A 19,399-nucleotide genomic window follows, 5' to 3' on the forward strand; every position below is an offset into this window, starting at 1 on the left:
GCGTGGCTCCACGGTTCGTGTGTCTCGGACCGATTATTACCAGGTGCTCGGCGTGCCGCGAGATGCGCCGCACGGCATGATACGCGATGCCTTCGTCCGGCTGAGCCGGCGCCATCATCCCGATCATAGCGGGGATCTTCCACGCCGCTTGCAAGAGGTTCAACAGGCCTATCGCTGCCTTTCCAACGGGGTGACGCGTGCCGAGTACGATCGCCTGCTCGAGGTCGGGGACAGCGAGCATCAGCGCCGGCAGGTTGCCGTGCTGCGCCGCCTCCACCGGCACGATCGGCGACGCGGGGCATCGGCCTCGCGGGTTTCGCTCCGGCGGCAGCGGCGGATCGCTCTCGCGGTTCTGGCCGGGCTGTTCGTGGCAACCTTGCTGATGCAGCAACTGTCGGCGTGACTATTTCGCGCCGAAGCCGGTCAGGATGATCCCGATCGTCCTCAGCGCGATCAGCAGGTCGAGCCAGGACGAGAAGAATTTGATATAGTAGAAATCGTAATGGAGTTTGACATGCACATCGTCGAGCCCCGAAACATGGCCCTGGTTCACCTGCGCCCAACCCGTGATCCCCGGCCGCACGATGTGGCGATAGGTGTAGAACGGCAGCTCGCTCTCATACCATTGCGACAGCGATACGGCCTCCGGTCTCGGGCCGATCAGGCTCATCTCGCCGCGCAGGATGTTGATGAGCTGGGGGAGTTCGTCGATCCTCAATCGCCGCAGGACGCGACCGATCCTGGTGATGCGATCGTCGCCGGCGGTCGTGATCGCGTTGAGCCTTGCGGCGCTTTCGTCCGGATCGGCCTGCCGCTCGAACATCGTGCGGAACTTCAGCATGTCGAACGGCGCGCCGCGGTATCCGACCCGGCGATGGCGGAAGAGGATCGGCCCGGGCGAACTGTGGTGGACAAGCACGGCCACGACGACGAACGCCGGCAGCAGCAGCGGGAGAAGCGCGATGCTCACGACGACGTCGATCATCCGCTTGACGCTGCGGTATCCGAGCGCGGGGAGCAGCGAGCCGAAACTGTTTTCGGACAGATGTTCGATCTGCACCCGGCCGGTCAGCGACTCGTGCAACTGCTTCGTGTGGTAGACGGGGATGCCCGATATCGCCGCCCGGGCCAGCATCCGCTCCCAATCCGGCGAATGCTGCGATCGCAGATCCGCCACGATCGCGGCGCCGGGATCGTCGGGCACGACCGGCTCGACGAGCTTCACCCAGTGGATCTCCGGTGCGTCGGAGACGATCCCGGTCGCCCCGCTCGGAACATAATACATGCGTTGTCGGGCACCGCGTCGGTCGAAATAGCCGAGCAGGAAAGTCGCCGATATCGACGCGACGTATCCCGTCAGCAACATCGATCCGCTATAGCTTATCCGCGATACGAGCAGGATCGTCACGGCAAGGCCGAACGTCGTCGAGAATGCCGGCAGGATGAAGCCGAACGCGCGCGTTCCCGGATAGGCCGTGATCCGATGGAAGATGAGCAACGCGGAGAGCGCGGCGATCAAAGAGGTGATCTGCGTATTGCCGGTACTCGCGAGATCGCCTGCCAGCGTTCCGGAGGTGATGAGCGGCGCGATCAGCGGGATGGCGTAGGAGGTCCCGCTAAGGACGAGGACCGGCAAGAGCAGGCGGACGCGCGGCGCGGCGGTCCGCACCGACCGGTCCTGCTCGCCGGTTATCAGCATCGGGCCATACACTTTACCCAGTGCATGATCGCAAGATCCTCTGTCGTCAGGGAAAAGACGAGTACCGCAATTACGGGTAGATCTGTAAATTATCGTACTGCAAAGTAATCGACGAGCTGGTATATGCAATGCGAAAATTTATCGGAATGTGGATCGCTAACGTTTATACCAAGATATATGACTGTGATGGTACGAGTAAGACGCTTACTTCCACTATCGTGACGAAGACATTTGCGGAAATTAGAGGTCGCGGTTCAAGGACGGATCCGGACATCGACGTTTTCACTTTCCGCGTTGTGGGAGATTCGGCCGGCGGTCCGTCCTTTTGACCGTTCGGGTGCCGCGAAAGTCGCGCTTGGGATTGGGGAGTAGGTGCCGCTGCCGAGCTATGGCCAATAGAGCTCCGCGCTAGCCGTTGTGCAGAAGCGCGTTCAGCACGATGCGCAAATTGCTACGCCAGTGCGGCGCCACGCCTAATCGTGCGGTGGTCGCGCTCGTATCGAGTACCGAATAGAGTGGGCGCCCTGCCGGGGTGGGAAATTGGGTGGTGGCGATCGGCGTCACGGTCACGTCGTCGACGAGAAGCCCCAAAATGCGCGCTTCTTCCGCGATCGCGACCGCAAAATCGTACCAGCTCGCACTCCCCGAATCGGTATGATGGAATATCCCGGTCGCACCTTGCCCCGCGAGCGCCCATAAGGCCGCAGCCAATCCGGGCACATAGGTCGGCGTGCCGATCTGATCTGCCACGACTCGCACCTCGCCGCGCTCGGCCATCAGCCGCAGCATCGTCCGCACGAAATTGTTGCCGGTCGGGCCATACACCCGAGCGGTGCGCACGATCAGCGCGTCTTCGCCGGCCAACACTTCGCCCGCGCGCTTGGTGCGTCCATAGACGCTGAGCGGGGCCGTGGCGGCGGCGGGCGAATACGGCACCGCCGCACGGCCATCGAAGACATAGTCGGTCGATACCTGAATCAAGCGTGCGCCCGCGGCGCGGGCGGCCGCGGCAAGGTGGCCCACCGCGGTCGCGTTCACCGCCTTGGCCAGCGCGGTGTCGCTTTCCGCACGATCGACCGCCGTGTAGGCGGCGGCGTTGATGATGATGTCGGGCCGAACGCGTGCGACCATCGCCTCGACCGCCGCGCGATCGGTAATGTCCAGCGTGCTCCGATCGACCGCAATGACCTCGACCCTATCGGGTGCGGCGCGCCGCAACGCGGTGCCGACTTGGCCATCCGCCCCGGTGATGAGCGCCTTCACGGGTAAGCCGGCGTATCGGCCAGACCCGGCGCGACGGTGTCCTTCGCAGAGAGAATAGGAGCGCGGTCGATCGGCCAGGCGATGCCGATCGCGGGATCGTTCCAGAGCAACGCGACTTCGTGTGCCGGACGGTAGAATGCGGTACATTTGTACAGAAAGTCGGTATCGTCGGCCAGGCTGAGGAAGCCGTGCGCGAAGCCGGGCGGGATCCAGAGCATCCGCTGGTTGTCGGCGTTGAGCTCGATACCGAACCATTTGCCGAAATGCGCGGAGGAGCGGCGCAGATCGACCGCGACGTCAAAAGCTGCACCCGCGACCACGCGTGCGAGTTTCCCCTGCGGTTCCGGATTCTGGTAATGCAATCCGCGCAGAACGCCCTTCGCCGATCTGCTGTGATTATCCTGCACGAAGGTGTGGTCGAGCCCGGCATCGCGAAAGGCTTCGGCATTCCAGGTTTCCAGGAAGAAGCCGCGCTCGTCGCTGTGCACGCGCGGCTCGAGGACGAGCAAGCCGGGCAGGGGGGTTTCGACGATCTTCAAAGCGGTGCCGATTTGCCGGACAAGAGCTGCATCAGATATCCGCCATAGCCGCTTTTCCGCAATGGCGCCGCGATTCGTTCGCTAAGAGAAACAATAAACCGCATACGCCACGCAAATGCGGTCGGGGCCGCAAATCTCGGAGACTTGGCGCTCAGGTACCTTCACGAAATGCGCGCTATCGATTAGCGACGCGTGCGTGCCGGTATGGAGCCACACTTCCACCGTCAGTCCCCTGAACCTCCCGCGAAGGACGAAGTTGACGGCTTTTTGGTCGCTTTCGAAGCGTATTCGACCGCGGCGTCTTCGGGCAGGATATCGATCCGCTCGATCGCCTGCGGTGGCCAGAGGCGCGGTCGATCAGCCGACTGTCTCGGCCGAAATCATTGCATCGCTCGACCGCCTGGCCACCGAATCGGCAGCGGCCCATCGGTTACAGGCGTAGCGCAACGACGCGGTGGCGACATGACAATGAAGCGGGAAGATCGTCAATGCCGCGACGACCCGACGATATTGCCCGGAGCTACCGATGGATCGCCATGCTACCCCTTTAGTCGGTCGAAAGGCACGCCGGCGCCATGCTCGGTGAAGGCCGCGTCGCCTGGCGCGAAGGCCTGTTCCTGCGGCAACAGCATTTCCAGCAGCAAGACCGGGCCTTCGCGGCGCTGATCGGCGCGCAGGCGCGGGTGGCGCGACCCTATCCGTGGGGCGTGACCGATGCGCCGGTGCCGTCACCCGCCGGGGCGGAGGCGGGGGCGTGATCGCGCGCCATCGCGTCCGTGTCACCCGCCGCTTGCCCGAGGCGGTCGAGGACCGGCTCGCCGAGCGGTACGACGTCGTCTTCAACCGCGAGGACGTTGCGCTGAGCCAAGCCGAACTGCGCGACGCGCTGCGCGACTGCGACGCGATCCTGCCGACGATCACCGACCGGATCGATGCCGATCTGCTCGCCACGTCGGGCCGCCGTGCCGTGATGATCGCCAGTTACGGCGCCGGGGTCGATCATATCGACCTCGCCGCGGCGCGCGCGGCCGGGATCGCGGTCAGCAACACCCCGGGCGCGCTGACCGAAGCGACGGCGGAGCTCGCGGTCCTGCTGATGCTGATGGCCGCGCGCCGCGCCGGCGAAGGCGAACGCGAGCTGCGCGCGGGGCAATGGACCGGCTGGCGGCCGACGCATCTGATCGGGCAATCGCTCGACGGGTGCACGCTGGGGCTGATCGGCTTCGGCCGGATCGCGCAACGCACCGCGGCGCGCGCGCGCGGGCTCGGCATGCGCATCCGCTATTTCTCGCGCAGCCCCGCCGCGCCCGCGGTCGAGGCGGCGCTCGGGGCGAGCCGGGTCGACTCGGCCGAAGCGCTGATGGCGGCGGCGGACGTCGTGTCGCTGCACATTCCGGGCGGCGCCGCGACGCATCACTTCGTCGACGCGGCGTTGCTTGCCAAGGCGAAGCCGGGCGCAATCCTCGTCAACACCGCGCGCGGATCGGTGGTCGACGAGGCCGCGCTGGTCGCGGCGCTGGCGGAAGGGCGGATCGCGGCGGCCGGGCTCGACGTCTATGAGAACGAGCCGACGGTCGGCGCGGCGCTGCTCGCCAGCCCGCGCGCGGTGCTGCTGCCGCATCTGGGCAGCGCGACGCGCGGCGCGCGCGAAGCGATGGGGATGCAGGCGGCCGACAATCTCGACGCCTTCTTCGCGAATCGCGCACTGCCCGACCGTGTCGCCTGAGACGATCCTCGCCGCGGCGATTGGGCAGGCGCTCGCGCAGCCGCGGCGCGTTCCGCTCGTGCTCGGCCTGTGCGGCGCGCAGGGCAGCGGCAAGTCGACCGTCGCGTCTGCGCTCGCGACGCGTTTTGCGGATACCGTCGTCCTGTCGCTCGACGATCTCTATCACACGCGGCGCGAGCGCGCGCGGCTGGCCGCGGACGTCCACCCCTTGTTTGCGACGCGCGGCGTTCCGGGCACGCACGACGTCGCGCTCGGGCTCGACACGTTCGCGCGGCTCGACGCCGGACAGGCGGTCGCGCTGCCGCGCTTCGACAAGGCGACCGACGACCGCGTCGATTCCGCGCTCTGGAGGCCCGCGCCGGTGCCGACGCGCCTGGTGATCTTCGAGGGCTGGTGCGTCGGCGCGCGCCCGCAGGATGCGTCCGCGCTGAGGGAGCCGGTCAACACGCTCGAGCGCGAGCGCGACCCGCTCGGCGTGTGGCGGCGCTATGCCGATGCCGCGCTCGCGGGAGCATATCAGCGTCTGTTCGCGCGGATCGATCTCCTCGCCTTGTTGCGCGCGCCGAGCTGGGAGCGCGTGCTGGCGTGGCGGCTCGAGCAGGAACAGGCGCTGCGGCGCTCGGGCGCGCACGGCGTCGGGGTGATGTCCGATCGAGAGGTGCGCGCGTTCGTCAGCCATTATGAGCGGCTGACGCGGCATATCCTCGCCACCATGCCCGCTTATGCCGATCTGGTACTCCAGCTCGACGACGATCGAAGCTGCAGCGCGGTCGATCGGCGTGAACCGATTTCGCCGTCCTGATCCGGAGGATATCGATGCGCCACGTGCTCCTGCTCGACCTGGACGACGATCCCGAGCTGATCGCCGCCTATCGCCACTGGCACCGCCCCGGCGGTCCGCCCGCGGCGGTCACGGCGGCGATCCGCGCGGGCGGCGTTGCGGCGCTCGACATCTGGCAGGTCGGCGATCGCCTGGTGATGGTGATGGAGACGACGCCCCAATTCGACCCCGCCGCCAATGCGGCGCGCGATGCCGCCGATCCCGAGGTCCGCGCGTGGGACGTGCTGATGGACCGCTTCCAGCGGCGGCTGCCCTTCGCTCCGGCGGGGGAGAAGTGGATCGCGGCCGAGCGGATCTACAGCCTCGCCGAGCAGCCCTAATGCCGGCGCCTAGCGCATCCCGATAAGGCGCTGCAGCGCGAGCTGGAAATGCGTGACCAATGCTGCTTCGGCGGCGTCGGCATCGCGCGCGACGCAGGCGTTGAGGATGTCGAGATGCTCGCGCAGCGTGCGGATCGCCAGCGGGCGCGTGGTCAGCCAGTCGAGCCGGACCAGCGTCACGTAATTCTTGAGGCGGCGCGCGGTGACCTCGATCAGCTGGTTGCGCAGCGACGAGATCAGCGCGCCGTGGAGGTGCTCCTCGACCCGGTCGAGCAGGGCTTCTTCCTCAGCCCCCCATGCCCCGCCTTCCAGCTTGGCGAGCAAAGCCGTGTGATCCTCGACTAGCGCCTGGATTTCGCCTGCGTCGCCGCTCTCGGCAAGCGCGCGCGCCCCCGCGCGTTCGATCAATGAGCGGAATTGATATGTCGATCGCGACAGTTCGAGGTCGGCGCGGATGAAACGGATACAGGAGCGCGCGTGGATCGTCACCAATCCCTCGGTTTCGAGCCGGCGCAGCGCATCGCGCAGCGGCTGCACCGTCATGCCGAACAACCGCACCAGATCGGCCTGCGAGAGTTCCGCGCCCAGCGGAATGGTCCGATCGAACAAACCTTCGAGGATCGCGGCATAGGCTTTGTCGGACAGGCTGGCGTCGCCATCGCCCAGCAGGTCGATCTCGATCGCCTTTACGGGATCGTTCTTTGATTTTCCGGCCAAGGCCCGCATCCATCCTGTTCCTCAGAAAGCTCGGCCCGGACGGGATCGAGCCAGTCGTATCTCACGAAACCCTAGTCGCGCGCTACCCGAAAAGCCAGCCGGGGTGGACGTCGGGCGCGGTGCTCGCGAGTCAGAAGCCCTAATTGAAATACCTAAAAGACGAATTGACATATTTCATATGCGCGGTACTGATATCCCTAACGAGAAAAACTCGAGGAGGGGATTATGGGAAAGATCGCACGACTGAATGGTGGTGTCGCGCTTGCAGCGACCGCATTGGCGCTCGCGTCGCCGGCCTTTGCGCAGGCACAGTCGAACGGGGGAAGCGCGCCGACACCCGGCGACACGAATTCGCCCCAGCAGACCCCGCCCACTTCGACCGGCGTCCGTAACCCCGCTCCGGGCAGCGACGGTGCAGCCGATATCGTCGTCACCGGGATCCGCGCGAGCCAGCGCCAGTCGATCGACGTCAAGCGCAACGCGATCAACTCGGTCGATGCGATCGCCAGCGAGGATCTCGGCAAGCTGCCCGACCAGAACGTCGCCGAATCGCTGCAGCGCGTGCCGGGCATCACGATCGACCGCAATCGCGGCGTCGGCAACGGCGTCACGGTCCGCGGGCTCGGGCCGCAATTCAACACCGTGACGGTCAATGGCCGCGTCATCGCGACCGACGGCGCGGGGCGCGAATTCAATTTCGATATCCTGCCCTCCGAACTGATTGCGGGCGCAAACGTCTTCAAGAGCCCGCAGGCCAATCTCAACGGCGCGAGCATCGGCGCGACGATCGACATCCACACGCTGCGCCCGCTCGAGCAGCACACCGGCTTCGCCGGCGGCGGCTCGCTGCGCGCGAACGTCGACGCGCTCGGCGACAAGGCGACGCCATCGGGGGCGGCCTATGTCACGTGGAAGAATGCCTCGGGAACCTTGGGCGTGTCGCTCGTCGGCTCGTATGACGAGCGCAACGAACGGACCGACAATTTCTTCGTCGGGGCGAGTTCCTATCCGCGCAGCTTCGACGACGGCTATTACGGCCAGGTGAGCAGCGGCGCGAGCGGACTGTGCGTCGGCGCGGCAAGCGGCGGCGGCTGCACGCCGCGGATCGACCCCAGCAAGGTCACGCTGTTCCGCAACGTCGATATGTATCACAACTTCATCAACCAGGTGGAATTCTCGCACCGCAAGCGGATCGGGCTCGACGGCACGGTCCAGTTCAAGCCGACCGACAGCCTGCTCCTGACGCTCGACGGGCTCTATTCGCACGACGACGAACATTATCATGGCAGCGGGATCGGGCCCGATTTCAGCGGCGGGACGCTTGTCAATCAGGTCGTGTCGGGCGGCACCAACACGACCGAAATCGTCGGTGGCCAGAGCCGCACCGTGCATGTCGGCGGCACCGCGACATCGGAGACCTTCCACGACGGCACGGTCGACGTCGTGGTCGAGGACCGGCCGGCCAAATCGACCACCTATCTCATCGGCTTCAACGCGAAATGGGACAGCGGGCCGTTCAGCGTCGCGCTCGACGTCGATCGTACCAACGCGAAATATGACGATTCGCAAGGGCTCTTCACCACCTCGCGCCTCAAGCATCTCGATTATACCTATGACCGCAATACCGGCTCCCCGCTCGCGAGTTTCACCGTCAGCAACCCGACCTATGCCAATGCCGCGACCGACGTGAACCATCGCCTCGGCCATTACATTCAGTCGGAGGGGCAGATCCTCGAGGACACGATTAACGAGGTGCATCTCGACGGCGCGTATAAGGGCGAGCAGATCACCGTCTATGGCGGCGCGGGCTATTCGTCGCGCACCAAGGCGACCACCGGCTTCACCGAGCCCAACGCCTGCGCCTATTGCGGTAGCGACGTGCTGACCCCGTCGAGCCTGTTCTCCCCCACGACGTACAATTTCTTCGGCGGGGCAGCAGGCGGCAATACCGCCAACTGGGTCGATTACAACGCGCAGAGCCTGTTCCAGTCCCTGGTCGGCCTCAACAGCACCGCCGACCCCGCGCTGCACTCGGGCAACCTGCTGCCGATCGCGCAGGATCCAGCCGCCAGTTCGTCGGTGAAGGAGAAGGTCGCGCTCGGCTATCTGATGTTCGAGTTCAAGGGCAATCTCGGCTCGCTGCCACTGGCGATCAACACCGGCGTGCGGGTCGAGGATACCAATTTCAGCTCGATCGGCGCGGGCCAGACCGTGCTGAGCGCCAGGCCCAACGGGACTGGGCAGAACGTCATCGTCCTGTCGGGCCTTACGCCGCTCAGCTTCAAGGGCCATTACACCGATATCCTGCCCTCGGTGAACGTGCGGCTCAACATCACGCCGAGCCTGGTGTTCCGCACCGCGGCGTCGCGCGTCATCTCGCGACCGACGCTGACCGATCTCTCGCCGGCGCAGACGATCACCAGCAACCCGGGCAACGAGCGCATCACGCACGGCAACCCCAATCTGCAGCCGTTCCGCGCTTCGCAGGCGGAAGCCGGGCTCGAATGGTATTACAATCGCGACTCGCTGCTGTCGGCGACCTTCTTCTACAAATCGATCGACTCGTTCATCACGCGCGGGGTGACGCCGCAGCAAGTCGATCAGGTGACCTTCATCGTCGATCAGCCGATCAACGGCAAAGGCGCGACGGTGAAGGGGATCGAGGTCAGCTATCGCACGCTGTTCAAGTTCTTGCCCGGCCTGTTGAGCGGGTTCGGCACGCAGCTCAGCTATACCTATACCGACAGCAACGCGACCTATACCAACGCGGCCAAGGCTTCGACGTCCTACTCGCTCGAAGGCCTGTCGAAGAATTCGTACGCCGCGGTGCTGTTCTACGAAAAGGGCCCGGTGCAGCTGCGGACGTCGTACACGCGGCGCGACGGCTATCTTTTCGCGCCGCAGACGCAGACCGGCATTCCCGAATTCGTGTCCAGCTACGACCAGCTCGACGCGGGGGTCCAGCTGTCGCTGACCAAGAACGTCATCCTGACGGCCGACGCCACCAACCTGACCGACTCCAAGGAATTCCACTACGCCAATGTGGTCGCGGACACGCAGGAATATCGCCAGGTCGGGCGGCGCTATACCGCGGGCGTGCGCGTCCGCTTCTGACCCCGACCGCCTCGCCGATCTCAGGCGGGTTCAATGCGCGCACCAGTTCGGAAGCGCTTGTCACCCGCCCGATACTGCCGCAGAGACTGATATCTCAATAAGGAGCTAAGAAATGTCGTCAGTGCCCATTGTTGCGTATCGGCTGACGCGCTTGGCGTTTCCACGGGACCGGACGATCGGCGACTCGCAGGTGCGCGCCACGACCGCGCAGATCATCGCGGTCGAGCTGATCGATGCGAAGGGAAATGTCGGGCTTGGCTTCGCGCAGGCGCTGTTCACGACGTTGCCCGACGCGGCCGAGATCGACCGCATCTTCGCGGCAGAGGCCTGGGGCGGTCTCGAGGGGCGGCATCCGGCGTCGCTTGCGCTCGCGGTGTACCGCGTGCGCGGTGGCAATGCGCGGCGGATGGGCCTGCCGTTCGAGGAATCGCTCCAGCATGCGATCTGGGACCTGTTCGCCAAGCAAGCGGGACTGCCGCTGTGGCGCATGCTGGGGGCGGAGCGGACGAAGGTCGGCGTCTATGCCAGCGGGCTCGACTATCACCTGTCGGATCATGACTTCACCGAACTGTTCGGCAAGGCGAAGGAGCGCGGTTTCCTCGGCTACAAGATCAAGGTCGGGCATCCCGATCTCGAGCGCGACCTGCACCGGCTCGATCTGCTGCGCGATGTCGTCGGCACCGACCGGCCGGTGATGATCGATGCCAACGAAGCCTGGACGGCACAGGAGACGATCCAGGCGGTCCGCCGCTTCGAGCGCGCCGGGCACAGCATCTACTGGCTCGAGGACCCGATCCCGCGCGAGGATTTCGACGGATTGCGGATGCTGCGCCAGCTCGGCGTCAGCCGGATCAACGCTGGCGAATATCTCGACCTGACCGGCAAGCGCAAGCTCGTCGAGGGGCGCGCGTGCGACATGCTCAACGTGCATGGCCAGGTGTCGGACGTGATGCGCGCCGGCTGGCTCGCCAACGAGGCCAATGTCGAGGTGACGCTCGGCAACACCTTCCTCGAGCTCGGCGTCAACATGGCGCTCGCGCTGCCGGGCGTGCGTTGGCTCGAATACAGCTTCCAGAATTTCGACCATCTGGTCGAGGAGCCCTATGCGATGGCCGACGGCTTCATCCACGGGCGCGACGCGCCGGGCCACGGCCTCGTGCTCAGCGCCGAGGCGCGCGCGACGGGTGGCGCGCTGCCGCCCGCGATCGGTGCGGCCGCGTGACCGCGAGCGTGGGACTCGGAGCGCAGCCGATCGTCGCGCCCGTCGACGAAGGGCGCAAATGGGGGCTGATCGTCAGCCTCGGCATCGTCCTGTTCGTGCTGCTTGCGCTGTATGCGTCGATCCTCGGCGTGCTGCTGCCCAACCAGATCGAGAATCTCGATCCGGTCGGCAAGCTCGGGACCTTGGGCGTGATCTACGCGATCACCTCGGTGTTCAGCACGATCACCACCCCGGTGTCGGGCGCGCTGTCCGACCGGACGCGCTCGCGCTTCGGCCGGCGCACCCCGTGGATCGCGATCGGCGGCGTCGCCGGGGGGATCGCGACGATCCTCATCCCGTTCGGCGGCGGCATCGTCGGCGTGACGATCCTGTGGCTGGTGGCGACGGTCAGCCTCAATTCGATGCAGCCTGCGATCACCACGATCGTCGCCGACCGTTTCGTGCCGGGCGAGCGCGGCATGGTATCGGGCGTGGTCGGCGCAGCGATGACCGCGGGCGTCTCGGCCGGCACGATCTTCGGCGGGCTGATGGCGGCGCACCTGTTCGCGGCGTATGCGATCGTCGGCGGCGGGATCATCGCCGCCTGCCTGATGTTCGTGACGGTCAATCGCGAGCCACCGCTGCCGGCCGGGCTCGCGGCGCCGGTGCCGTTTCGGCTGGCAACCTTCCTGCGCGGCTTCTGGGTCGATCCGCGCGCCAATCCCGATTTCGCCTGGGCGCTGTTCGGCCGCTTCTCGATCTATATGGGCTATCAGGCGATCCTGACCTATCTGCTCTACATCCTGGAGGGGTATATCGGCCTCACGCAGAGCGCCGCCAATCTGACAATCGCGCGCATGTCGTCGATCACCTTCATCGCCTTGGTCATTTCGGCCTTGCTGTCGGGCTGGCTGTCGGATCGGCTCGGGCGGTTGAAGCCTTTGGTGTTCATCGCCGGCGTCGTGATGGCGCTTGCCGAGATCGCGCCGTTGCTGTCGCCCGACCTGCGCGGGATGTTCCTCTATGCCGGGCTGATCGGGATCGGCTACGGCTCGTTCATGTCGGTCGATCTTGCATTGATGACGCGCGTCTTGCCGGTGGCTGCACCGGGCGAGGATTCGACCGGCAAGGATCTCGGCATCCTGACCACCGCGATCAACGTTCCGCAGATCCTCAGCCCGGTGATGGCGGCGGCGCTGCTGCATGCCACCGGCAACAACTACCCGCTGCTGTTCGTCGTGTCGGGCGCGTTCGTGGTGTTCGGCGCATGCCTCGTGCTGCCGATCCGATCGGTGCGATGATGCGGTTGATCGACGCCCACCAGCATTTCTGGTCGCTCGCCACGCCGGGCACGACCTGGCCGACCGCCGCCGAAGCCGAGATCCATCGCGACTTCGGCCCCGAAGACCTGATCGCCGCAACCGCCGGTCTGCCGCTCGACGGCACCGTGCTCGTCCAATCGCAGCCGAGCGATGCGGATACCGACTGGATGATGGCGCTGGCGGAGCGCACCCCGCTGGTCCGGGCGGTCGTCGGCTGGGTCGAGCTGGCCGACCGGGGTGCGCCCGAGCGCATCCGGGAGGTCGCGCGGCATCCCAAAGTCCGCGGCGTTCGGCCGATGCTGCAATCGATCGCCGATACCGACTGGCTGCTGCAGGATTCGCTGACCCCGGCGCTCGAGGCGGTTCAGGCCTCGGGATTGCGGCTCGACGCGCTCGTCCAGCCGCGGCACCTGCCGATGCTCGCGCGCTTTGCCGAACGCTGGCCCGACCTCCCGATCGTGATCGATCACGCCGCCAAGCCCAAGGCGGCGGATACGATCCTCGACCCATGGCGCGACGATATCGCGCGGCTCGCGGGGCTTGGCCTGCACTGCAAACTGTCGGGCCTGCGCACCGAACAGGCGCCGGGGCAGCCGGCTGCGGACCTGACGCCCTATGTCGAACATCTCGTGCGCAGCTTCGGCGAGCGCTTGATGTGGGGCAGCGATTGGCCGGTGCTGCTGCTGTCGGGCGACGACTGGCGGCAATGGCATGACGATGCGCGGGCGCTCGCCGAGCGGGCCGGGGCCGATGCCGCGCGCCTCTTCGCGGGCGCGGCGACCGAGTTCTACGCTTTGGAGAGTGCGGATGCGTCCTGATCGGCTTGTTCTCGCTGCCGTCTGCGCGATCGCCGGCGTCGCTCCGGCAATGGCGCAACGCGCCGACCCGTCCGACATCCCGGTCTATGTGGCGCCCGTCGTCAGCAAGGAGCAGACCGCGGGCAATATCCATATCTCGAGTCGGCCCGCGCCGGTGCCGGTGGTGCTGGCGGTGTCGCCGCACGGGTCGGACGAGGGCGACGGCACGGCGGCGCACCCGTTCGCAACGCTCACCCGCGCGCAGGCGGCGGTGCGGCGGCTTAACGCCGATCATGACGTGACGGTGCTGCTCGGCGACGGTGTCTACCGGTTGCGCGCGCCGTTGCGCCTGACCGCGGCGGATGGCGGCCAGAACAGCTATACCGTGCGCTGGGAAGCCGCACCCGGCGCGCATCCGGTGCTGTCGGGCGGGACGCCGGTGACGGGCTGGACGCTCGCCGACCGCACGCGCGGCATCTGGAGCGCCGACATTCCGCGCGGGATCGATCCGCGGCAACTCTGGGTCGGCGGCCATATGGCGCCCCGCGCCGCGGTCCGCGCGCCGCGTAGCGCCTTCACCTTCGACAAGACCGGGATCACGATCGTCGATCCGGCGTGGCGCGCGCTCGCGAAGCTGCCCGACCAGAGCCGCATCGAGGTCGAGGCGACCGGCTGGTTCACCGACCGCCATGCGATGGTCGCGCGGATCGACGGCGACCGCATCGTCATGCAGCAGCCGGGCTGGCGCAACAATCTCGTCGGCTACGACACGCTCGCGCGCTCGGTATGGGGCGACAATGCCGGCCTGTTCTTCGTCAACGCGCGCGCCTTCCTGCGCGATCCGGGTCAATGGTATGCCGATCCGGCGGCGGGGAAGCTCTATTACAAGCCGCTCGCGGGCGAGGACATGCAGCGGATCGAGGTCGTGCTGCCGCGCCTCGAATTCCTGCTGTCGATCGCCGGCAGCTATAACGCGCCGATCAAGGACCTGCAGATCCGCGGCCTGAGCTTCCGCCACACGAGCTGGCTGCTGCCATCGGGGCCCGAGGGCTATGCCAGCCAGCAGAGCGGATCGTTCCTCGCTGGCGACTGGAGCGGCTATCCCGACGATCCGATCCGCGATTGCTCGTGGGGCTGCTGGCCATTCGAGGCGATGCGCAACCGCTGGCGTCAGCAGCCGGCGGCGGTGCAGGTCGCAGCCGCGACGCGGGTCGTGTTCGATCATGACGAATTCACCCAGCTCGGCCAGATCGCGCTCGGCATCGGCAACAATCCCGATGCCAATGACAGCGGCGTCGGCCTCGGCACCAGCGCGATCGAGGTGCGCCGCTCGCGCTTCACCGATCTCGCCGGCGGCGCGATCATGGTCGGCGGCGTGCGGCCCGACGCGCATCATCCGTCGCGCCGCGAAATGGGCGTGCGCGACATCGTAATCAGCAACAATCTGGTGCGCACCGTGTCGCAGCATTACCGCGAGCAGGCGGCGATCCTCGTCACCTATGCCAGCGGCGCGGTGGTGTGGCACAACGACGTGTCGGGCGCGCCGTATGACGGGATCGACATCGGCTGGGGCTGGGGCGCGAACGACCCCGGCGGCAACGCGGCCTATTTCACCCCGAGCCGCGGCTATTACAACCAGCCCGGCAATCTGGTGTACGACACGCCGACGACGCTGCGCGACACCGTCGTCGTCGGCAACCGCGTCCACGACGTCAAGCAATGGTTCCCCGATGGCGGCGCGATCTACCATCTTTCGGCCGACCCAGGCGCGCTGATCGCCGAGAATTACATTTACGACGTGCCGGGCGGGATCGCGATGTATCTCGACGAGGGATCGCGCTACGTCACGCTGCGCAACAATGCGATCGGGAATGTCGGCGTGTGGCTCAACCTCAATTCGCAGAACAATCTCGCGCCGCGCCGTACCGCGATGGACAATCTCGCGATCGCCAACTGGCATGATTCGGGGCGGCGGACGGGGGCATGGACGCCGTATCTCAACAATCGCGATGTCGACACGGTGGTCGTCGCGAACGGCGCCTGGCCCGATGCCGCGAAGGATGTCATCGCGCATGCCGGGATCGAACCCGAAAAGCCTTGAGCGACCTGCGCGCCCGACTGTCGCCCCACACCGAAGGAAACCAACCATGCCCCGTCTCGCCGAAAAGCGCGTCCTCGTCACTGGCGCTGCCCAGGGCATCGGCCGCGCCATTGCCGAATTGTTCGTCCGCGAGGGTGCGTCGGTGATCGCGCTCGATCTCAAGGCCGATGCGCTCGCCACGTTGACGGGATGCGAACCGCTCGTCGTCGATCTGCTCGATCCGGCGGCGGTGGCGCATGCCGGAGCGGCGGCGGGGAGGCTCGACGTGCTGGTCAATTGCGCGGGCTATGTCGATTCGGGCGATCTGCTGAGCGTCACCGAGCGCGGGCTCGATTTGTCGTTCGACCTCAACGTCCGCGCGACGATCCGGATGACGCAGGCGGTGCTGCCGGCGATGCTCGCGGCGGGGCGCGGCGCGATCGTCAATATCGCCTCGGTCGCGGGCGCGATGATCGGCGTCCCCAACCGACTGGCTTATTGCGCGTCGAAAGGCGCGGTCGCTGGGCTGACGCGCTCGATCGCACTCGATTATGTCGGCAAGGGCATCCGCTGCAATGCGATCTGCCCCGGCACGGTGCAGTCGCCGTCGCTCGATGAACGGCTCGAGGCGACCGGCGACGCAGCCGCCGCGCGCGCGGCCTTCGTCGCGCGGCAGCCGATGGGGCGGATCGGCACGGCCGAGGAGATCGCGTCGCTCGCGCTCTATCTCGCCAGCGACGAGAGCGTCTATGTCACCGGCAGCGCCATCGCGATCGATGGCGGATGGACGATGGCCTGACCGCATGAGCATCATCGCCGCGATCGACGATTTCCGGGAAGCCGCGCGCCGCAGGCTGCCACGCTTCCTGTTCGACTATGCCGATGGCGGCGCGATGGGCGAGCACACCATGCGCCGCAACGGGGCGGACCTTGCCGACATCGCGCTGCGTCAGCGCGTGTTGCAGGACGTCGCCGAGATCGACCTTTCGACGCAATGGTTCGGCGAGCGCGTGCCGCTGCCGGTCGCGCTCGGGCCGATCGGGATCGGCGGGATGTTCCGCCGCCGCGGCGAAGTCCAGGCGGCGCGTGCGGCGGCGCGGCAGGGCATTCCGTTCACCCTCTCGACCGTGGGGATCTGCCCGCTCGCGGAACTGCGCGCCGGTGCGCCCGATGCGAACCTGTGGTTCCAGCTCTACGTCGTGCGCGACCGCGGCTTCATGCGCGACCTGATCGCCGAGGCGCGCGCGCAAGGGGCGACGACGCTGGTCTTCACCGTCGACATGCCGACCCCGGGAATCCGCCACCGCGACCTCCATTCGGGCATGTCGGGCCCGGGCGGTCCTGTCCGGCGCGCGCTGCAGGCGATGGGCAAGCCGCACTGGGCGTGGGACGTCGGCCTGCGCGGGCGGCCGCACCAGCTCGGCAACCTCGTGCCGGTGCTCGGCGCGGACAGCGGCATGAACGATTACATCGGCTGGCTCGCCGAGAATTTCGATCCCGGCATCCGCTGGAAGGATCTCGACTGGCTGCGCGACGCATGGGACGGCCCGGTCGTCGTCAAGGGGATCCTCGATCCCGAGGATGCGCGCGAGGCGGCGGCCTATGGCGCGCAAGGGCTGGTCGTGTCGAACCACGGCGGGCGCCAGCTCGACGGCGTGCTGTCGACAGCCCGCGCGCTGCCCGCGATCGCCGATGCGGTCGGCGACCGGATGACGATCCTCGCCGATGGCGGCGTGCGCTCGGGTCTCGATGTCATTCGCCTGCTCGCGCTCGGGGCCGACGGCGTGCTGCTCGGCCGCGCCTGGCTGTGGGCGCTCGCCGCCGCGGGCGAGGCCGGGGTTGATCGCATGCTGGCGATGCTCGAGAAGGAAATGCGCGTGACGCTGACGCTCGCCGGCTGCAACCGGGTCGAGGCGCTCGACCGAACCATTCTCGCCGACGATCGGTTCGGCCTTTCCAGAAGGACATCCTGATATGAAGCTTTGCCGATTTGGCGCGCCGGGTGCCGAGCAGCCGGGCGTGGTCGATGCGACCGGCCGTATCCGCGATCTGTCGGGCGTCGTCGCCGACATCGACGCCGGCGTCCTCTCCGGCGAGGGGCTCGCGCGATTGCTCGCGCTCGATGTCGAGGCCTTGCCCTTCGCCCCCGAAGGCGCACGCTATGGCGTGCCGGTCGCGGGAACGCGCAAGTTCATCGCGATCGGGCTGAACTATGCCGATCACGCCGCCGAATCGAACCTGCCTATCCCGTCCGAGCCCGTCGTGTTCAACAAATGGGTCAATTGCCTGCAGGGCGCGAACGACCCGGTAGCCATTCCGCGCGGCTCGACCAAGACCGATTGGGAGGTCGAACTCGGCGTCGTGATCGGTGCGCGCGCCTACAACGTCTCGGAAAGCGACGCGCTGGCCCATGTCGCGGGCTATTGCGTCGTCAACGACGTGTCGGAGCGCGCGTGGCAGCAGGAGCGGGGTCCCACCTGGGACAAGGGCAAGGGGTTCCCGACCTTCGGTCCGGTTGGCCCGTGGCTCGTCACGACCGACGAGATCCGCGATCCGCAGGCGCTCGGGCTGTGGCTCGAGGTCAACGGCAAGCGCGTTCAGAACGGCAATACCGCGACGATGGTCTTCCCGGTGGCCGAGATCGTGGCGTATTGCTCGCAGTTCATGGAGCTCGAACCCGGCGACATCATCACCACCGGCACGCCGCCGGGAGTCGGCTTGGGGCAGAAGCCCGCGCCTTGGTATCTCAAGGTCGGCGACAGCATCCGGCTCGGCATCGATGGCTTGGGGGAACAGCGGCAGGAGTGTGTCGCGACCCGCGGTTAGCCAGATCGAAGGGTGCGGCGTGGGTTTCTCACGCGGCGCCCTTCGCGACATGGCTGGCCATTCCCGCGACCAGCGCAGCGAAGACGATGCGCATGCGATGGGTCGAGCGCAAATCCTCGTGCATCGCGATCCACACGGGCAGGTACGCGACGAACGTCTCGCGCAGCACGGGCACGAGCATAGGGTCGCGCGCGGCGATCGGATCCTGCATCACCCCGATGCCAAACCCCGCCCGCACCGCGGCGAGTTGGGCGAGCTGGTTGTCGGTGCGCAGCGTGAAGCGCGGCAGGTCGGGCCAGACGGCCTCGATCGACCGCAGCGACGCCGAGTCGCGATCGAACCCGATCACCGCGTGATCGCCGAGGTCGGCCGGGCGCTCGATCGGCCGCGATCGCGCGAGATAGTCGCGTCGGGCGTAGAAACCGAGCCCGATCCGTCCCACCGACTTGACGAGCAGCGCCTGCTGCTTGGGTTGCGTCATCCGGACCGCGATGTCGGCATCGCGGCGGAGCAGGTCGGAGGTGGTGTCGGTGAGCAGGAGTTCGAGCGTCAGGCCGGGATGCGCGCGGTGCAGTGTCGCCAATATCGGCGGCAGCACTTCGGCACCGATCACCTCGCTCGCGCTGATGCGCACGACACCGCTGGCCGCGTCGGCCGGGGCCGAGGCGGTGCGGACCAATGCGGCGGCGGCCGCCGCCATCGCCTCGGCATGCGGCGCCAGCGCGCGCGCAAGCTCGGTCGGCTGGAGACCGCGCGCGGAGCGCGTGAAAAGCGCACCCGTTTCGAGCATCGCCTCGAGCTCGGCGATATGCCGGCCCATCGTCGGCTGGGTGAGGCCGAGCGCGCGCGCCGCGCGCGACAGGCTCCCCATGCGCATCACCGCATCGAAGGTGCGCCATAGCTCCCAGCCCGGGCCCGCTGTGTCCATGCGCTTTTGTATAGCAGACCTGCAGC

18 protein-coding genes are annotated in these 19,399 nt (G+C 67.0%); 13 read left to right on the forward strand and 5 right to left on the reverse strand.

All coding sequences use genetic code 11. The features are described 5' to 3' along the window. Positions 1 to 76 precede the first annotated feature (76 nt). Positions 77 to 403 (forward strand): J domain-containing protein, encoded by a 327-nt coding sequence (locus RH90_RS24765; protein WP_442852471.1) that lies wholly within the window; start codon positions 77 to 79, stop codon positions 401 to 403. On the opposite strand, the gene RH90_RS10815 is transcribed toward RH90_RS24765, so the two are convergent. The 3 genes from RH90_RS10815 to rfbC all read right to left on the reverse strand — a co-directional run bounded on the left by RH90_RS10815 (position 404) and on the right by rfbC (position 3,501). Then, a complete protein-coding gene (locus RH90_RS10815) occupies positions 404 to 1,699 on the reverse strand; it encodes a sugar transferase (protein ID WP_029625235.1) in 1,296 nt (431 codons plus the stop codon). Positions 1,700 to 2,107: 408 nt separating this feature from the next. Continuing rightward, positions 2,108 to 2,962, reverse strand: coding sequence for a dTDP-4-dehydrorhamnose reductase (gene rfbD, locus RH90_RS10820; protein WP_010185654.1), 855 nt, complete (start codon positions 2,960 to 2,962; stop codon positions 2,108 to 2,110). Next, positions 2,959 to 3,501: a dTDP-4-dehydrorhamnose 3,5-epimerase gene (gene rfbC, locus RH90_RS10825; protein WP_010185655.1), complete on the reverse strand. Its 543-nt coding sequence runs from the start codon at positions 3,499 to 3,501 to the stop codon at positions 2,959 to 2,961. The genes rfbD and rfbC overlap by 4 nt, the downstream gene beginning before the upstream one ends. A gap of 575 nt (positions 3,502 to 4,076) precedes the next feature. Here rfbC and tssK point away from each other — a divergent pair. From tssK to RH90_RS10845, 4 genes are read left to right on the forward strand one after another with little or no spacing between them, the layout of a single operon-like run. Then, positions 4,077 to 4,259: a type VI secretion system baseplate subunit TssK gene (tssK, locus tag RH90_RS10830; RefSeq protein WP_010185656.1), complete on the forward strand. Its 183-nt coding sequence runs from the start codon at positions 4,077 to 4,079 to the stop codon at positions 4,257 to 4,259. Beyond that, a complete protein-coding gene (locus RH90_RS10835; protein WP_010185657.1) occupies positions 4,256 to 5,227 on the forward strand; it encodes a 2-hydroxyacid dehydrogenase in 972 nt (323 codons plus the stop codon). The genes tssK and RH90_RS10835 overlap by 4 nt, the downstream gene beginning before the upstream one ends. Continuing rightward, positions 5,217 to 6,029 carry a kinase gene (locus tag RH90_RS10840; RefSeq protein WP_010185658.1) on the forward strand — a complete coding sequence of 271 codons (813 nt, stop codon included), beginning with the start codon at positions 5,217 to 5,219 and terminating at the stop codon, positions 6,027 to 6,029. Before RH90_RS10835 ends, RH90_RS10840 begins: the two co-directional genes overlap by 11 nt. Before the next feature lie 14 nt (positions 6,030 to 6,043). After that, a complete protein-coding gene (locus RH90_RS10845; protein ID WP_010185660.1) occupies positions 6,044 to 6,388 on the forward strand; it encodes an L-rhamnose mutarotase in 345 nt (114 codons plus the stop codon). 9 nt (positions 6,389 to 6,397) lie between these two features. On the opposite strand, the gene RH90_RS10850 is transcribed toward RH90_RS10845, so the two are convergent. Further along, the gene (locus tag RH90_RS10850; protein WP_010185662.1) at positions 6,398 to 7,114 is read right to left on the reverse strand and encodes an FCD domain-containing protein; all 717 of its coding nucleotides are present in this window, start codon (positions 7,112 to 7,114) and stop codon (positions 6,398 to 6,400) included. Positions 7,115 to 7,330: 216 nt separating this feature from the next. Here RH90_RS10850 and RH90_RS10855 point away from each other — a divergent pair, with 216 nt between their 5' ends. The 8 genes from RH90_RS10855 to RH90_RS10890 all read left to right on the forward strand — a co-directional run bounded on the left by RH90_RS10855 (position 7,331) and on the right by RH90_RS10890 (position 18,445). Continuing rightward, positions 7,331 to 10,219 carry a TonB-dependent receptor gene (locus RH90_RS10855; RefSeq protein WP_010185663.1) on the forward strand — a complete coding sequence of 963 codons (2,889 nt, stop codon included), beginning with the start codon at positions 7,331 to 7,333 and terminating at the stop codon, positions 10,217 to 10,219. A gap of 112 nt (positions 10,220 to 10,331) precedes the next feature. Then, on the forward strand, positions 10,332 to 11,441 hold the full coding sequence (locus RH90_RS10860; protein ID WP_010185664.1) for a mandelate racemase/muconate lactonizing enzyme family protein: 1,110 nt from the start codon (positions 10,332 to 10,334) through the stop codon (positions 11,439 to 11,441). After that, positions 11,438 to 12,721: an MFS transporter gene (locus RH90_RS10865; RefSeq protein ID WP_010185665.1), complete on the forward strand. Its 1,284-nt coding sequence runs from the start codon at positions 11,438 to 11,440 to the stop codon at positions 12,719 to 12,721. The genes RH90_RS10860 and RH90_RS10865 overlap by 4 nt, the downstream gene beginning before the upstream one ends. Continuing rightward, entirely contained in the window at positions 12,718 to 13,560 is an 843-nt protein-coding gene (locus RH90_RS10870) for an amidohydrolase family protein (protein WP_232280342.1), read from the forward strand. The genes RH90_RS10865 and RH90_RS10870 overlap by 4 nt, the downstream gene beginning before the upstream one ends. After that, a complete protein-coding gene (locus RH90_RS10875) occupies positions 13,550 to 15,640 on the forward strand; it encodes a right-handed parallel beta-helix repeat-containing protein (protein WP_010185667.1) in 2,091 nt (696 codons plus the stop codon). Before RH90_RS10870 ends, RH90_RS10875 begins: the two co-directional genes overlap by 11 nt. 46 nt (positions 15,641 to 15,686) lie before the next feature. Beyond that, the gene (locus tag RH90_RS10880; protein ID WP_010185669.1) at positions 15,687 to 16,418 is read left to right on the forward strand and encodes an SDR family oxidoreductase; all 732 of its coding nucleotides are present in this window, start codon (positions 15,687 to 15,689) and stop codon (positions 16,416 to 16,418) included. Between the two features lie 4 nt (positions 16,419 to 16,422). Further along, complete coding sequence (gene lldD, locus RH90_RS10885) at positions 16,423 to 17,592, forward strand: FMN-dependent L-lactate dehydrogenase LldD (protein WP_010185670.1); 1,170 nt, start codon at positions 16,423 to 16,425, stop codon at positions 17,590 to 17,592. Between the two features lies 1 nt (position 17,593). Continuing rightward, complete coding sequence (locus tag RH90_RS10890; RefSeq protein ID WP_010185672.1) at positions 17,594 to 18,445, forward strand: fumarylacetoacetate hydrolase family protein; 852 nt, start codon at positions 17,594 to 17,596, stop codon at positions 18,443 to 18,445. Positions 18,446 to 18,473: 28 nt separating this feature from the next. Here the strand turns inward: RH90_RS10890 and RH90_RS10895 are convergent, their stop codons facing one another. After that, complete coding sequence (locus RH90_RS10895; protein WP_010185673.1) at positions 18,474 to 19,373, reverse strand: LysR family transcriptional regulator; 900 nt, start codon at positions 19,371 to 19,373, stop codon at positions 18,474 to 18,476. Between the last annotated feature and the right edge of the window lie 26 nt (positions 19,374 to 19,399).

Origin of the sequence: Sphingomonas sp. PAMC 26605 (assembly GCF_000241485.1) — a bacterium.
Lineage (GTDB): Bacteria > Pseudomonadota > Alphaproteobacteria > Sphingomonadales > Sphingomonadaceae > Sphingomonas.

Bases quoted from the DNA above. Each gene is read 5' to 3' on its own strand.
- RH90_RS10895 (WP_010185673.1), bottom strand. From the start codon at position 19,373: ATGGACACAGCGGGCCCGGGCTGGGAGCTATGGCGCACCTTCGATGCG.
- RH90_RS10850 (WP_010185662.1), bottom strand. From the start codon at position 7,114: ATGCGGGCCTTGGCCGGAAAATCAAAGAACGATCCCGTAAAGGCGATC.
- lldD (WP_010185670.1), top strand. From the start codon at position 16,423: ATGAGCATCATCGCCGCGATCGACGATTTCCGGGAAGCCGCGCGCCGC.
- RH90_RS10890 (WP_010185672.1), top strand. From the start codon at position 17,594: ATGAAGCTTTGCCGATTTGGCGCGCCGGGTGCCGAGCAGCCGGGCGTG.
- RH90_RS10845 (WP_010185660.1), top strand. From the start codon at position 6,044: ATGCGCCACGTGCTCCTGCTCGACCTGGACGACGATCCCGAGCTGATC.
- RH90_RS10855 (WP_010185663.1), top strand. From the start codon at position 7,331: ATGGGAAAGATCGCACGACTGAATGGTGGTGTCGCGCTTGCAGCGACC.
- RH90_RS10880 (WP_010185669.1), top strand. From the start codon at position 15,687: ATGCCCCGTCTCGCCGAAAAGCGCGTCCTCGTCACTGGCGCTGCCCAG.
- RH90_RS10875 (WP_010185667.1), top strand. From the start codon at position 13,550: ATGCGTCCTGATCGGCTTGTTCTCGCTGCCGTCTGCGCGATCGCCGGC.
- tssK (WP_010185656.1), top strand. From the start codon at position 4,077: ATGCTCGGTGAAGGCCGCGTCGCCTGGCGCGAAGGCCTGTTCCTGCGG.
- RH90_RS10860 (WP_010185664.1), top strand. From the start codon at position 10,332: ATGTCGTCAGTGCCCATTGTTGCGTATCGGCTGACGCGCTTGGCGTTT.
- RH90_RS10815 (WP_029625235.1), bottom strand. From the start codon at position 1,699: ATGCTGATAACCGGCGAGCAGGACCGGTCGGTGCGGACCGCCGCGCCG.
- RH90_RS10870 (WP_232280342.1), top strand. From the start codon at position 12,718: ATGATGCGGTTGATCGACGCCCACCAGCATTTCTGGTCGCTCGCCACG.
- RH90_RS24765 (WP_442852471.1), top strand. From the start codon at position 77: ATGATACGCGATGCCTTCGTCCGGCTGAGCCGGCGCCATCATCCCGAT.